The 13,072-nt window shown below is 66.0% G+C and carries 14 protein-coding genes; 4 read left to right on the top strand and 10 right to left on the bottom strand.

What is annotated here, in order from left to right:
- Positions 1-37: 37 nt before the first annotated feature.
- Entirely contained in the window at positions 38-652 is a 615-nt protein-coding gene (locus tag CYD53_RS07480) for a cold-shock protein (protein WP_092177661.1), read from the bottom strand.
- A gap of 187 nt (positions 653-839) precedes the next feature.
- Here CYD53_RS07480 and CYD53_RS07475 point away from each other — a divergent pair, with 187 nt between their 5' ends.
- The gene (locus tag CYD53_RS07475; protein ID WP_103717446.1) at positions 840-1,472 is read left to right on the top strand and encodes a LysE family translocator; all 633 of its coding nucleotides are present in this window, start codon (positions 840-842) and stop codon (positions 1,470-1,472) included.
- 14 nt (positions 1,473-1,486) lie between these two features.
- Here CYD53_RS07475 and CYD53_RS07470 read toward each other — a convergent pair whose 3' ends face one another.
- Positions 1,487-2,317 carry a helix-turn-helix transcriptional regulator gene (locus CYD53_RS07470; protein WP_103717445.1) on the bottom strand — a complete coding sequence of 277 codons (831 nt, stop codon included), beginning with the start codon at positions 2,315-2,317 and terminating at the stop codon, positions 1,487-1,489.
- A 109-nt stretch (positions 2,318-2,426) separates the two neighbouring features.
- Between CYD53_RS07470 and CYD53_RS07465 the strand changes: the two genes are divergently transcribed.
- Positions 2,427-3,308, top strand: a complete 882-nt coding sequence (locus CYD53_RS07465) for an SDR family oxidoreductase (protein ID WP_103717444.1) — start codon at positions 2,427-2,429, stop codon at positions 3,306-3,308.
- A 149-nt stretch (positions 3,309-3,457) separates the two neighbouring features.
- On the opposite strand, the gene CYD53_RS07460 is transcribed toward CYD53_RS07465, so the two are convergent.
- The 4 genes from CYD53_RS07460 to CYD53_RS07445 all read right to left on the bottom strand — a co-directional run bounded on the left by CYD53_RS07460 (position 3,458) and on the right by CYD53_RS07445 (position 6,917).
- Complete coding sequence (locus CYD53_RS07460; protein ID WP_103717443.1) at positions 3,458-3,805, bottom strand: hypothetical protein; 348 nt, start codon at positions 3,803-3,805, stop codon at positions 3,458-3,460.
- Between the two features lie 320 nt (positions 3,806-4,125).
- A complete protein-coding gene (locus CYD53_RS07455; RefSeq protein ID WP_103717442.1) occupies positions 4,126-4,518 on the bottom strand; it encodes a GFA family protein in 393 nt (130 codons plus the stop codon).
- Positions 4,519-4,611: 93 nt separating this feature from the next.
- Positions 4,612-5,877 (bottom strand): alkyl sulfatase dimerization domain-containing protein, encoded by a 1,266-nt coding sequence (locus tag CYD53_RS07450; RefSeq protein ID WP_181011747.1) that lies wholly within the window; start codon positions 5,875-5,877, stop codon positions 4,612-4,614.
- Between the two features lie 284 nt (positions 5,878-6,161).
- Positions 6,162-6,917 (bottom strand): SIR2 family NAD-dependent protein deacylase, encoded by a 756-nt coding sequence (locus CYD53_RS07445; protein ID WP_245928125.1) that lies wholly within the window; start codon positions 6,915-6,917, stop codon positions 6,162-6,164.
- 79 nt (positions 6,918-6,996) lie between these two features.
- Between CYD53_RS07445 and CYD53_RS07440 the strand changes: the two genes are divergently transcribed.
- Positions 6,997-8,181 carry an aminotransferase gene (locus CYD53_RS07440; protein ID WP_103717440.1) on the top strand — a complete coding sequence of 395 codons (1,185 nt, stop codon included), beginning with the start codon at positions 6,997-6,999 and terminating at the stop codon, positions 8,179-8,181.
- Between the two features lie 93 nt (positions 8,182-8,274).
- On the opposite strand, the gene CYD53_RS07435 is transcribed toward CYD53_RS07440, so the two are convergent.
- The 3 genes from CYD53_RS07435 to CYD53_RS07425 form a co-directional block, all read right to left on the bottom strand.
- A complete protein-coding gene (locus CYD53_RS07435; RefSeq protein WP_146055842.1) occupies positions 8,275-8,667 on the bottom strand; it encodes a DoxX family protein in 393 nt (130 codons plus the stop codon).
- Between the two features lie 289 nt (positions 8,668-8,956).
- Positions 8,957-10,486 (bottom strand): UxaA family hydrolase, encoded by a 1,530-nt coding sequence (locus tag CYD53_RS07430; protein WP_103717561.1) that lies wholly within the window; start codon positions 10,484-10,486, stop codon positions 8,957-8,959.
- 132 nt (positions 10,487-10,618) lie between these two features.
- On the bottom strand, positions 10,619-11,530 hold the full coding sequence (locus CYD53_RS07425; RefSeq protein WP_103717438.1) for a LysR family transcriptional regulator: 912 nt from the start codon (positions 11,528-11,530) through the stop codon (positions 10,619-10,621).
- A 94-nt stretch (positions 11,531-11,624) separates the two neighbouring features.
- Between CYD53_RS07425 and CYD53_RS07420 the strand changes: the two genes are divergently transcribed.
- Entirely contained in the window at positions 11,625-12,506 is an 882-nt protein-coding gene (locus CYD53_RS07420; protein ID WP_103717437.1) for an aldo/keto reductase family oxidoreductase, read from the top strand.
- Positions 12,507-12,609: 103 nt separating this feature from the next.
- Here CYD53_RS07420 and CYD53_RS07415 read toward each other — a convergent pair whose 3' ends face one another.
- Positions 12,610-12,951, bottom strand: coding sequence for a phasin family protein (locus CYD53_RS07415; RefSeq protein WP_069692005.1), 342 nt, complete (start codon positions 12,949-12,951; stop codon positions 12,610-12,612).
- Positions 12,952-13,072: the final 121 nt, after the last annotated feature.

The raw sequence follows: 13,072 nt of genomic DNA, 5'->3' as shown, positions 1-13,072 counted from the left end.
ACAGGCGCCCTTTGTCACGGAACTCATGCTCGCAACGTCAGTGCGAACTGATCGCGCCGCCCTGCTCCAGCCGGATCTCGGCCGCCATCAGGCCTTTCGGCCCGGGGCCGTAGCGCACCAGCACGGCCTGGCCCGGGATCAACTCCACCAGGCCATAGCGCCGCAGCGTTTCCATATGGACGAAGATATCCGGCGCGCCCTCGCCAGCCGAGACGAAGCCGAAGCCACGCAGGCGGTTGAACCACTTCACCACCATGCGCTCGAGGCCGCTGGTCGGCGTGACCGAGACGTTGGTGCGCGCCATCGGCAATTCGGCGGGGTGGCGCCCGGCGCTGGTGTCGATCGACAGAACACGCACCGCCTGCCGGCCACGCGTCTTCTCGATCGCCTCGAGCACGATGCGCGCGCCCTCCGCAATGGCGTTGAAGCCGTCGCGCTTCAGGATGGTGACATGGACGAGTACGTCGGCGCCGCCATCCTCCGGGACGACGAAGCCATAGCCCTTGCTGACGTCGAACCATTTGACATAGCCGGCGAGTTCGACGCCGGCCTCATGCGACAGGCCATCGGACCCGTCGAGCCGCATCACGCGATTGAGCGACTGGATCGGCCCTACTGGTGGACGCCCGCTCTCACCGTACTCGTCGGACATGTGCCGCTCACCCCCGCGCGAATGGCTTGATTCGTGGTGTCACGATACCATTGCTGCCAAGGCGCGATACAGCCCGCAGAGCTTCATCCACATCAACGAGAGGGAAATATTCAATTGTAAGGAGCTTGGCCGCCCAAGGCTCAGTCGTCATCATCACGCGCGCCGCCATTTGATTCCGGAGAGGCCGATGCAAGACCTGCAGACCCTGGTTCTCTTTACGGCAGCTTGCGCGGTGCTGACCGCGACGCCCGGCCCCGACATGCTGCTGATCGCGTCGCGCAGCCTGAGCCAGGGCCGCGTCGCCGGCTTCCTGACCTATTCCGGCATCGCGGCGGGCAGCTATCTGCAGGCCTTCGCCGCCGCATTCGGGCTGTCGCAGCTCTTCATCCTGGTTCCGGCCGCCTACGACATCCTGCGCTGGGTCGGCGCGGCCTATCTCGCCTGGCTCGCCTGGACGACGCTGCGTTCGAGAACCCCGCTCTTCGCACCGGACGCCACGGCAAGCCCCGTCTCGATGCGCCGCATCTTCATGCAGGGCCTGCTGACCAACCTGCTCAACCCCAAGATGGCGTTGTTCATGCTCGCCTTGCTGCCGCAGTTCCTGAAGCCGGATGCCGGCTCGGTCGTGCTTCAGGTCATGGTGCTGGCGACGATCCTCAACCTGATGGGGCTGATCACGAATGGCATCGTGATCCTGACCGCGAGCCGGCTCGGCCACGCCCTCGCCAGCCGCCCGCATCTCGCGCGCCTGCCGCAGACGCTGATGGGTGCGGTCTTCGGTGCGCTGGCGATCAGGCTGGCGGTCTCGGCGCGCGAGTGAAGCGCCTGCGCCGCCTAAGGCGTTGCTGGTAGTCCTTCGACCAGGGACTCGATGAGCTTCCGATCGGCCGGCGTGGCCGGATTGTAGACGATCAGGCTCAGATCCGGCCGCGCATCCACCGCGAAGGCCGAGTACTCCAAGGTGATCGGTCCCAGCCGGGGATGACGCAGGCGCTTCACGCCGTCGCCATGCGTCTGGACATTGTTGTCGCGCCACATCGCTGCGAATTCGGGGCTTGCCTGGCTCAACTCGTCGACCAGCTTCGCGACCTCCGCGTCGGCGCCCGCGCGAGCGGCATCGATCCGGAAAGTGGCCACGACGAAGCGGGCAACGGATTCCCATTCCGACTGTGCGGCGCGGACGCGGGGGTCACAGAAGATCAGGCGCAGGACGTTGCGTTGGTCGGGCGGGAGCGCGCCATAATCGGTCAGCACGGCCGCTGCCGCGCGGTTCCAGGCGACGACGTCCCAGGTCGCCGTCCTGACGATCGCGGGGCTGTAGGTCAGCTCGTCGAGCAGGCGCTGCAATCGCGGCGTGATCGCGTCGCTGCCGCGATAACGGATCTCGGGCGGACGACCGAGGCCGACAAGGAACAGATGCTCTCGCTCGACATCCGTCAGCGTCAGCGCCCGTGCGATCCGGTCGAGCACATCCGCAGAGGGGCTGCCGCCGCGCCCCTGCTCCAGCCAGGTGTACCAGGTCGCGCTGATATTGGCGCGCTGCGCTACCTCCTCGCGGCGCAGCCCCGCAGTTCGCCGCCGGCCGCCGGCGAGGCCGAAGGACGCGGGATCGAGCTTCGTCCGCCGACTCCTGAGATAGACACCGAGCGGATTGCCATCGGACATCGCGCCTCATCCTGTCAGCAATTATACTGGGATAATCTCACTACTTTACCCGAATAATCCAGCTGCCCACAATCGCCAAAGTGAATGGTGAATTCTGGAGGCTGAGCGCATGCGTGTATTCGTGACGGGAGCCACCGGCTGGGTCGGCTCGGCGGTGGTCCAGGAGCTGGTCGGGGCCGGCCATAAAGTGACGGGCCTGGCCCGCTCCGACGAAAAGGCAGCCGCGCTAGCAGCCACTGGGGCCGATGTGCTGCGCGGCACGCTCGACGATCTCGACGCCTTGCGCGGCGCAGCCTCGGCAGCGGACGCTGTGGTCCACACCGCGTTCAACCATGATTTTTCCAGATTCGCCGAGAATGCCCAGCAGGACCGGCACGCCATCGAGGCGCTGGGAGGCGCGCTGGAGGGATCGGACCGTCCGCTGCTCGTCACTTCGGGCTTCGCGCGCCTCGCACCGGGCCGGGTCGCGACCGAGCTGGACGTGCCCTCCTCCGATCCATCCTTCCCACGTCGATCCGAGGCGGCGGCGCGAACGCTGGCGCAGCGCGGCGTGCGCGCGGCAACGATCCGGCTCGCGCCGTCGGTCCACGGCCTTGGCGACCACGGCTTCATCCCGATCCTGATTGCGATGGCGCGCGAGAAGGGCGTGTCGGCCTATATCGACGAGGGCCAGAACCGCTGGGCCGGCGTGCATCGACTGGACGCTGGACGCCTCTACCGGCTCGCACTCGAACAGGGCGCGACCGAGCCCGCCTATCACGCGGTCGCCGACGAAGGCACGCCGTTCAAGAAGATCGCCGAGGTGATCGGCCGCCGGCTCGGCTTGCCCATCGAATCGCGTGGCCGCGAGCATTTCGGCTGGTTCGCCGACTTTGCAGGCGCGGATATGGCGGCGTCGAGCGAACGCACGCGGTCGCTGCTCGGTTGGCGGCCGACCGGCCCGGACCTGCTCAGCGATATCGATCAGCCGGGCTACTATGCCGTTCGATGAGGAATTCGCTGCCCCGGCCGGCCGCCCCTAGAGCCGGACAATTTCAGAGGCAATCACAAGGTGATCCATCTGAAACCTGAATCCAGCTCTCATCTAAGAGTGAGAGCAGGATCGACGCGAAAAACCGGCACCCACTCTTTCGCATCCGGCTAGCGCAGCCAGGACGGGGCAACATAGCCGACGCAACGCAGCTCTCCGCGCTTCGGGTTCACCACCTCGAAGGCGGAGACCGGGCAGTTGTTCGCAGGCGCCGGCTCCTTGAGCTCGTTGATGGCGCCATTACCCGGACGAAGCTTGCGGAGCGTCCAGGTCGAGCCCCCAGAATAATATTGCGAGCTGAGCTGCCAACCCTGAGCCATGACCTCTTCGTTGAGCAGCGGGACCGACAGTGCGAAGACACAAGCTCCGCCGGTCAAGGCATTGGCGAGCCGTTTCAAGACCAGACGGGAGGATGCCAGAGCGGCATCTGCGTTCGCTTTCGGGGCGTTCTGTGTCATCGGGGGACATCCAAAATTGCGCTGCCCCCAAAGCTGCAATCATGACGCCGGGGCAGTTCTCCGGATGTTGGGCCTCCAAAACCGAGCCATCATTCCGAGTTGCCCCCTGGTCCTGGCGAAAGGTCGAAGGGCCGCGGCTGGCCTGCTCCGCCATGATTGCCGGCTGCGCCGTTGGCCGGGCCGAAACGATCGCCCGCAGCACAGCCCGGTGCTTCCCTGGGAAAAACGATGCGCCTATGGGCGGCCGCCGGCTCCCTGGCTATCGTCCTCGCCCGGCGGAATCGAATGTCGGCACGGCACTCTCGCACCGCTCGTGCGACCTAATCCTCAAAGCGGCTCGTGGCGTCACGATCACGCTCATATCGTCGCATGAGCGGAAACGGCGGCAGCCAGGCCTCTCGGCGGATGGTCCAGAGCTCGTAGGTCGGCATCAGCTGGTCAGGGGCATCCAGCGACCCCAGGTTCACTTCGATTTCGTCGCCGCTGCGTGCGAAAACGGGCGAGCCGCAGCGGGGACAGAAAAACCGCCCGGCATAGTCGCGCGTTTCGCCAGTGATCGTCACCGCATCCTGAGGGAACACCGCGGAAGCGTGGAAAAGCGCCCCGTGATGCTTGCGGCAGTCGAGACAGTGACAGAGGCCGACCCGGTATGGGCGCCCCGACGCCACAATCCGGACATCGCCGCACCGGCAACCGCCCGTGAACCCGTCCATGGCGCGTCTCCTCCGACATCCAGCGGTCGAAATGCTTACAGCGCCGCCTGTCGAGCGTCCATGAAGGGCAGCAGCCGTTTCGGCCGCCCTCTATCAGGCTTTCGATTTCTCTTCCGCATCACGCTGGTAGACCGCGAGGAAGGCCTTGCCCATCAGCGTGGACTCGCCGTCGATGCATCTCTGGAGAACGGCCGCGCGGGTCGCCTGGATGCGCACGTCCTCTGGAGCGGCCGCGCTGGCGAATTCGGCAAGCTGCGCCGCAAGCCGCGTCTGGCCTTCCCCGGACAGGATAGCGGCCCGCTCGGCAAGCTTGTCCGCGCCGCCCGCGAGCCGCGCCAGCTCCGATGCCAGATCGGCCGTCCGCGCTGGCTTCAGATGCGCCGGATCGCCATCGAACCAGCCGGCATAGAAATGGTAGATGGCCCGAACCAGGAATTCGGGATCGTCATATTTCGGCAGCAGATAAGGCTTCGTCAGGTAGCGCAGCGGAACCTTGACCGCGTGCAGCACCTCATCGAGCGTAGCGCCACGGTTGATCAACCGGAGCGTCTCGCTCGTCAGATATTCGAGCGCCTCCGCGCCGTCCCGCAGCACCTGCGCCGCCCGCTCCTTGCCGAAAATCACCGGCCCATGGCCCGGAATCAGGATCTCCGGCGCGAGCTCTTGCATGCGCCGCAATGCGACCGCCCAATCCGCAGCATAACGTTGGACCTTGCGCGGGTTGCCTGCATTGGGGAACACCCAGATCACGAAGTCGCCGGTCGCCAGGACGCACCGCCTCGGCAGCCAGACGAAGCTGGCGTCGTCGGTCTCGCCACGCCCGTGGAAGAGCGCGATCTCCTCGCCGCCGATCGTGAGCGACAAGCTGTCGTCATAAACCTCGTCTGGCTGCCGCTGGCCGATCGGATAGACATAGCCCGCCTTGTTGAATTGCTGGCCCTGGACCAGGCTGTTGAAGCCGTGCGACGCCTCATAGCGCTCCATGCGGCGCCGCACATTCCGATGGGCGACGATGCGCGGCCTGGGGCGGCCCCTCGCATCGGCTTCCTCATCGATGAGCGTGATGCCGCTGGTATGGTCGATATGGCCATGGGTGTAGATCACGGTGTGGATCGGGCTGTCGTCCCAGCTTCGCACGACAGCCAGGGTCCGGGCCGCGGTATCGGGCTTGGCCGTGTCGATCAGGACGAGCCCGGCATCGGTGCGGATAGCCGTGACGCTGCCGCAGAAATACGTCGTATGGACGGTGATGATGTCATCAGTGACCTGCGTGATCGCCCCCTCGGACACCGCCGCCGTCCACTCCTCCATCGGGGCAGCGCCGCTCCAGAGCCGCTCGAACAACGCGTCGTGAGCCATCCCGAAATCCCTCTGAACGGAGCCGAACGTCTTGCTCGGAGACTGCCTGAGCTTCCCCGCAGCCCTCATCCTGAGGAGCCATTCCCCTGGGAATAGCGTCTCGAAGGATGCTCGCAGAGGCCCTGGAACCTCTTGGAGCATCCTTCGAGACGCCGCTTCGCGGCTCCTCAGGATGAGGGCTCAACTCACAAGCTGTCTTTTAGCACCGCCGCCAGTGGAATGAAGCTCAGGCCGGCTGAATGCTGACAGGCCGCGTCAGCTATGGTGCGCATGACGCAAGCCCCCTACCCCGCCAATCGCCCCAGCGCCGGGCCGATTTCGGCCCGCACCACCAGATCGGCGATGGCGTCGAGCTCCGTCGGCTCGCGGTTGACGATGACGAGCTTGGCGCCATTGCGCTTGGCGATGACGGGGATCGTCGCGGCGGGAAAGACGACGAGCGAAGAGCCGACCACCAGGAAGAGATCGGCCTGCAGCGTCAGCGCGTGGGCTCGCTGCATCTGCAGCTGCGGCATGGCCTGACCAAACGAGATCGTCGCCGATTTGACGTCGCCGCCGCACACAATGCAGCTCGGCGGCTCGCCCGTCGCCTCGAAGGCCGGCCTGATCGCAGCGAGCTCATGGCGCCAGCCGCAAGTCAGGCACACGGCGTAGGTGCCGTTGCCGTGCAGTTCGACGATACGCTCATCGGGAATGCCCGAGGCCTGATGCAGGCCGTCAATGTTCTGGGTGATGATGCCGGGCGAGCGGCCTTCGCTCACCAAGCGGGCCAAAGCGCGATGGCCGCGATTGGGGCCGGCGCCGGCGAAATGGTCGTCCATCGCGAATTTGCGCCGCCAGGCCTCGATGCGCGCCTCGCGGCTGGCGGCGAAGGCGGCATACGGGATCGGCTTGTGGACCATCCAGGGCGAGCCCGGCGTGCGGAAATCCGGCACGCCGGATTCAGTCGAGATGCCGGCTCCGGTAAAGCCGACGACCACGGCTGCCCGGTCGAGCATGGCATGGAGTTCGTCGATGGCGTCGTTGGTCTCGTCCTGCATGCGCAATGATATGGGGTGATAACCCGCCCGCGTCCAAGTTGATTGACGAGGGCGCCGCCGCATCCCAAAGCTGCCTGCCATGTTGAAGACGCCGCAAGCCACCTTGAACCCCGACCTGCTCGACACCGGCACGCCTCCGATCCCGGAGGCCCAAGGCTGGGCGCGCTCCTATGACGGCCGCAACGGGCCGCTGATCGACCTGTCCCAGGCCGTGCCTGGTTCACCGCCGCCGCAGGAGTTGCTGCAGCGCCTCGGTGAGGCCGCCGGCGCGAGCGACAGCGCCCGCTATGGCGCGATCACCGGCGATCTCGCTCTGCGCGAGGCCTATGCGAAGGAGATCGGGAATATCTACGGCGCGCGTTTTTCGCCCGGTGAGATCGCGATCACCTCGGGCTGCAATCAGGCTTATGTCATCACGATGATGGCGCTGGCCCGGGCCGGCGACAATGTGCTCCTGCCGACGCCCTGGTATTTCAACCACGAGATGACGCTGACCATGCTCGGCGTCGAGCCGAGGCCTCTGCCCTGCGATCCCGCCGCCGGCTTCGTGCCGGATGTCGCGGACGCCGAGAAGCTGATCGACGCGCGCACCCGCGCCATCGTGCTGGTGACGCCCAACAACCCGACCGGCGCGGTCTATCCGGCGGCGACCATCGCCGCCTTTGCCGAGCTTTGTGCACGGCGCGGGCTCTGGCTCGTGCTCGACGAGACCTATCGCGATTTCCTGCCTGAAGGCGTTGCGAGGCCACATGAGGTCTTTGCCGCAAGCACTTGGCAAGACTCCGTCATCGGGCTCTACAGCTTCTCCAAGGCCTATGCCGTGCCGGGCTGGCGCCTGGGCGCGATCACGGCGGGCGAGACGGTCGTCGCGCAGATCGGCAAGGTGCTCGACTGCGTCCAGATCAGCCCCGTGCGCGCCGGCCAGGCGGCGATTACCTGGGGCATCAACGGCATCCGCGACTGGCGCGAGGCCAACCGCGTCGAGATCAATGCCCGCGCCGCCTTGTTCCGCGCCGCGATGGCCCCGCTGGACGGCTGGCGCGTGCTCGCGGCGGGCGCCTATTTCGCCTATGTCGCGCATCCCTACGCGGGCGTGCCGGCCGCTGAGGTCGCGCGTGCGCTTGTGCAGGAACGCGGCGTTCTGGCCCTGCCCGGCCCCTATTTCGGCCCGGAGCAGGAGCAGCATCTGCGCATCGCCATCGCCAATGTCGCAGCCGACCGGATCAGCGGGCTCGGCGAGAGGCTGACCGGGTTTTCGGTTTAGCCGCTCTACGTCATTGCGAGCGCAGCGAAGCAATCCAGAGGTCTTGCTCTGCCGCTCTGGATTGCTTCGCTACGCTCGCAATGACGGTCGAGCCTAACGGAACAGCGCCGCGTAGCGCTCGCGATAGGCCCAGACCAAGAGGCTCCCGAGCACCACCAGGATGATCGCCACAGGGATGCCCTGCGGGTTGATCACCAGGTGGAACAGCACGATCACCGTCATCACCGGAGCGAGCAGGGCCAATCCGAAGGCCGGCACGATGTTCAGGAGCAGGCTGAGCGCGCCCGCCAGATTGACCGTCTTCAACAGCGGCCAGAAGAAGCCGGCATTCTGCAGCGCGGTCTCGAAGGCGACGCCGCGCTCGCTCGTCGGCGGATGGATAAGGTGCACCCCGGTGGCAAGCCACCAGAAGCCGTCGACCGCGCTGACGAGGAAAAGCAGCCCGAGCAGCACGCGCGGAACCGTCACCAGAAGAATGTTACGCATGATCGCCCCCCGGCCGCGTTGAAGAAACCCGGTCGCGGCTATCATGCCAGGACGAGCCGCTGTCAATGCGCACGTTTCCCTTCTCCCCTCGGGGAAGAAGGTGGCGCGGCGGAACCGTGTCGGATGAGAGAAGTCTTCTGGCCGCAAGAAAAAGGGCCGCTAGCGCGACCCTTCTCTCATCCGTCGCCTGCGGCGACACCTTCTCCCAGCCATCTCGGGCTTGCCCGAGATGGGCAACCGAACTGTCAAAGTCGGCAACAGCCGACTTTGATGCGGGAGAAGGCCAAGCTCACATCGTCGCCCCGATCTGCCAGGGCACGAATTCGGCGTCGCCATAGCCCATCTCTTCGGACTTCGAATGCTCGCCCGAAGCGATGCGCAGCAGGTAGTCGAAGATCTCCTTGCCCTTCTCTTCCAGCGTCACGCCGTCGAGCACATCGCCGCAATTGATGTCCATGTCGTCGGTCTGCTTCAGATACATCGGCGTGTTGGTGGCGAGCTTCACCGAAGGCGTCGGCTTGCAGCCATAGGCCGAGCCGCGGCCCGTGGTGAAGGCGAGGATATTGGCGCCGCCGGCGACCTGCCCCGTGGCGGAGACCGGGTCGTAGCCGGGCGTGTCCATGTAGACGAAGCCCTTGGACTTCACCTGCTCGGCATAATGATAGACGGCGGCCAGCGTCTTCGTGCCGCCCTTGGCCGCCGCACCAAGCGACTTCTCCAGGATGGTGGTGAGCCCGCCGGCCTTGTTGCCGGGCGACGGGTTGTTGTTCATGTCCATCCGGGCGCGGGCGGTATAGTCCTCCCACCACTTGATGATCCCGACGAGCTTCTCTCCGACCTCGCGGGTGGCGGCGCGGCGGGTCAGCAGATGCTCGGCGCCGTAGATCTCCGGCGTCTCCGACAGGATCGCAGTGCCGCCATGCTCGACCAGGAGATCGACGGCCTTGCCCAAGGCCGGATTGGCGGTGATGCCGGAATAGCCGTCCGAGCCGCCGCATTGCAGCGCCAGCATCAGTTCCGAGGCCGGCACGGTCTCGCGCACGGCGCGGTTGGCGATCGGCAGCATCACCTTGAGCGCCTCGATGCCGGCGGCGACCGCCTTCTTCGTCCCGCCCGTCTCCTGGATCGTCAGCGTGCGGAAGACGTCGCTCTCCTCGACGCCATAGGCGTCCTTCATCCGCTTGATCTGGAAGCCTTCGCAGCCGAGGCCGACGACGAGGACGGCAGCCATGTTCGGATTGCAGGCATAGCCCCAGGTCGTGCGCTTCAGCACCTCGAAGCTCTCGCCATTATAGTCGATGCCGCAGCCGGTGCCGTGGGTCAGCGCGATCACCCCATCGACATTGGGATAATCGGCGAGCAGGCCCGAGCGCTTGACCTCCTCGGCCATGAAGCGCGCAGCTGAAGCCGAGCAGTTCACCGAAGTGAGGATGCCGACATAATTGCGCGTGCCGGCCTTGCCATTGGCGCGGCGGAAGCCCTCGAAGGTCGCCTGCTGCTCGACCGGCAGGACGAATTCGGGCTTGGCCTCGGCGCAGAAGGCATAGTCGCGCTCGAAGGCGTGGAAGCCGGTATTCTGCTCATGCACCCAGTCGCCGGGCGGAATATCGACCGTGGCGAAGCCGATGATCTGGCCGAACTTACGGATCGGCTCGCCGGTCGCGATCTTGCTCAGCGCCAGCTTGTGCCCGCGCGGAATCCGCTTCAGCGCCGTCACGCCGGCGGCGGTGACGCCGACATCGACAGGATCGACCGCGACCGCGACATTGTCGGCGGCGTTGAGCGTGAGCGTGCGTGGGGGAAGCGCTTTGTCGAGCATGTGCGAACCGCTGGCTGGGGCGCGCCGCGACCGGTGCGGCGACATACCCAACACATGCACCTGCACGGCTCAGTTTTCAATCGTTTGAAGAAGACAGGCGCGTTGAAGAAGATCGCCGCCTGGCGGCGCATGTCAGGCCTGGCCGCCCCCTGCCTTGACGAAATCGAGGAAGGCCCGCAGCGGCGCGGGAACCAGGCGCCTGCCGGGATAATACAGGAATGGTCCCGAAAAGCTCTGCCACCAGGATTCGAGAACCGGTTCGAGCGCGCCGCTGTCGAGATGCGGACGCAGCCAGCCCTCGAAAAGGGAGATGATCCCGCTGCCGGCGAGCGCGGCCTCAACGGCGAGATCGACCGCGCCTCCCACGCTGACGATGAGCGGGCCCGCGGGGTCGACGCGCACGACCTCGCCATCCCGCTCGAACTCCCATGGCGTCGTCAAGGCTCCGCTGGCAAAACGGCCGAGCAGGCAGGCATGGCCGAGCAGGTCGCGGGGATGCGCCGGCCGTCCGGCGCGATCGAGATAGGCCGGAGCCGCCGCAGCCGCAAAACGCTGAACGCGGGGACCGATCGGCACCGCGATCATGTCCTGCTCCAGGCGCTCGTCATAGCGGATGCCGGCATCGCAGCCGGCCGCGAGGACATCGACGAAACTTTCCTCGGCGACCACTTCCAGCCGGATCTCCGGATAGGCGGCCAGGAACGGCGGCACGATGGCGGGCAGGATGAGTCGCGACGCGCTGACCGGCACGTTCAGGCGCAGCGTTCCCGCGGGCCTGTCGCGAAAGCTGTTCACGACGTCGAGCGCCGTCTCCACTTCCAGGAGAGCCGGCCCGAGACGATCGAGCAGGCGTTGGCCAGCCTCGGTCACGGCCACGCTGCGTGTGGTGCGGTTGAGCAGCCTGACACCGAGCTGCGCCTCGAGCCGGCGAACCGCTTCGCTCAGCCCCGACGCGCTGCCGCCGCTGGCCCGTGCGCCGTCGCGAAAGCCCTTCGCGCGCGCGACCGCCACGAAGGCGTTGAGGTCGCTCAGATCGGCTTTCATTGTTTTAAATCCCGCACAGCCCGTGCCGATTATGACCGGTTATCGTGCGGACCGGCAATGGCTAGCTGACAGTCGTTCCCAGAGGAGATCATCCATGTCCACGATCGAACCATCCGGCGCATTCGTCCTCGGTGACCGTCCCGTAAAGCGCCTCGGCTATGGCGCCATGCAACTCGCAGGGCCCGGCGTCTTCGGCCCGCCCAGGGATCGCGACGCGGCGCTGGCCGTGCTGCGTGAGGCGGTGGCAGCCGGCGTGAACCACATCGACACCTCCGACTTCTATGGCCCTCACGTCACCAACCGGATCATCCGCGAAGCCCTGCATCCTTATGCCGACGACCTTGTCATCGTTACGAAGGTCGGCGCCCGGCGCGGTGCGGACGCATCCTGGATTCCGGCCTTCTCGGCCGACGAACTGACGCAGGCGGTCCACGATAATCTCGGCAATCTCGGCCTCGATATTTTGGACGTCGTCAACCTCCGCGCCATGTTCGATGTCCACGGCCCGGCGGAAGGATCGCTGGAGGCGCCGCTCGCCACGCTGGCCGAACTCCAGCGCAAGGGCCTCATCCGTCATATCGGGCTGAGCAATGTCACGCCGACGCAGATCGCGGATGCGCGCAGGATGGTCGAGGTCGTCTGCGTCCAGAACCAGTACAATCTGGCGCACCGGGCAGATGATGCCCTGATCGACGATCTCGCCCGCGACGGGCTCGCCTATGTGCCGTTCTTCCCGCTCGGCGGTTTCAACCCACTGCAGTCCTCGATCCTGTCGGATGTCGCCGCGCAGCTCGGCGCCACGCCGATGCAGGTCGCGCTCGCCTGGCTGCTTCACCGATCCCCCAACATCCTCCTGATCCCGGGAACCTCGTCCGTCGCGCATCTGCGGGACAATCTGGCTGCAGCGGATATCGTCTTGCCCGACCACGCGCTCACGGCCCTGGACGGAATAGCGGCGCCGGCAGCTCACGAATGAAGCGTCGACCCGGCTGAGGGAGCCATAGAAAAAGCCCGGCCTCGCGGCCGGGCTTCATATCGCGTCAGCGAGCCTGCGCCGCCAAAGGCGGCGTGGCGTCAGCTCACTTGGCGGCCGGAACGGCCTTGGCGACGATGCCTTCGAACGGCTTGTAGGCGTCCTTGGCGAGAGCGGTGTAGAGCTCGCCCATCTTGGTCAGCTGGGCGACGGCGCCTTCGAAAGCGGTCTTGACGTAGTCGGTCTGGATCTCGATCGCCTTGTCCAAGGTCTTCACGGCGGCGAGCTTCTCGATCGTCGCGGTGCCGGCCTCGAAGGACTTCTTGGCGTAGTCGGAAGCCTCGACGGCAATGGTCTGCACGCCCTTGGAAGTGGCGCCGAAAGCCTTCAGGGCCGCGTCGACGTTCTCTTTCGAAGCCTTCTGGATCGTCTCGAACTGCTGGATCATGTTTCTTCCCTCCGGCACAGGAGTGCCGCCTCTGCTGACGAGCCCTTGCGGACCCAGGTTTCTCGCCCCAAGGCCAGATGAAAAGGTTCACCACCGGGGACAGTCCACATATTGTGCAGTG

Source organism: Allobosea psychrotolerans (assembly GCF_002917105.1).
In the GTDB taxonomy this organism is placed as follows: Bacteria; Pseudomonadota; Alphaproteobacteria; order Rhizobiales; family Beijerinckiaceae; genus Allobosea; species Allobosea psychrotolerans.
The sequence above is the reverse complement of the archived record's forward strand: the minus strand, read 5'-3'. Positions and strand labels throughout refer to the sequence as shown.

What these genes read in the sequence shown, in the direction of transcription:
- CYD53_RS07425 (WP_103717438.1), bottom strand. Translation starts at nt 11,530, where the DNA reads ATGAAAGCCGATCTGAGCGACCTCAACGCCTTCGTGGCGGTCGCGCGC.
- CYD53_RS07470 (WP_103717445.1), bottom strand. Translation starts at nt 2,317, where the DNA reads ATGTCCGATGGCAATCCGCTCGGTGTCTATCTCAGGAGTCGGCGGACG.
- CYD53_RS07420 (WP_103717437.1), top strand. Translation starts at nt 11,625, where the DNA reads ATGTCCACGATCGAACCATCCGGCGCATTCGTCCTCGGTGACCGTCCC.
- CYD53_RS07430 (WP_103717561.1), bottom strand. Translation starts at nt 10,486, where the DNA reads ATGCTCGACAAAGCGCTTCCCCCACGCACGCTCACGCTCAACGCCGCC.
- CYD53_RS07460 (WP_103717443.1), bottom strand. Translation starts at nt 3,805, where the DNA reads ATGACACAGAACGCCCCGAAAGCGAACGCAGATGCCGCTCTGGCATCC.
- CYD53_RS07415 (WP_069692005.1), bottom strand. Translation starts at nt 12,951, where the DNA reads ATGATCCAGCAGTTCGAGACGATCCAGAAGGCTTCGAAAGAGAACGTC.
- CYD53_RS07435 (WP_146055842.1), bottom strand. Translation starts at nt 8,667, where the DNA reads ATGCGTAACATTCTTCTGGTGACGGTTCCGCGCGTGCTGCTCGGGCTG.
- CYD53_RS07455 (WP_103717442.1), bottom strand. Translation starts at nt 4,518, where the DNA reads ATGGACGGGTTCACGGGCGGTTGCCGGTGCGGCGATGTCCGGATTGTG.
- CYD53_RS07475 (WP_103717446.1), top strand. Translation starts at nt 840, where the DNA reads ATGCAAGACCTGCAGACCCTGGTTCTCTTTACGGCAGCTTGCGCGGTG.
- CYD53_RS07450 (WP_181011747.1), bottom strand. Translation starts at nt 5,877, where the DNA reads ATGGCTCACGACGCGTTGTTCGAGCGGCTCTGGAGCGGCGCTGCCCCG.
- CYD53_RS07445 (WP_245928125.1), bottom strand. Translation starts at nt 6,917, where the DNA reads ATGCAGGACGAGACCAACGACGCCATCGACGAACTCCATGCCATGCTC.
- CYD53_RS07480 (WP_092177661.1), bottom strand. Translation starts at nt 652, where the DNA reads ATGTCCGACGAGTACGGTGAGAGCGGGCGTCCACCAGTAGGGCCGATC.
- CYD53_RS07465 (WP_103717444.1), top strand. Translation starts at nt 2,427, where the DNA reads ATGCGTGTATTCGTGACGGGAGCCACCGGCTGGGTCGGCTCGGCGGTG.
- CYD53_RS07440 (WP_103717440.1), top strand. Translation starts at nt 6,997, where the DNA reads ATGTTGAAGACGCCGCAAGCCACCTTGAACCCCGACCTGCTCGACACC.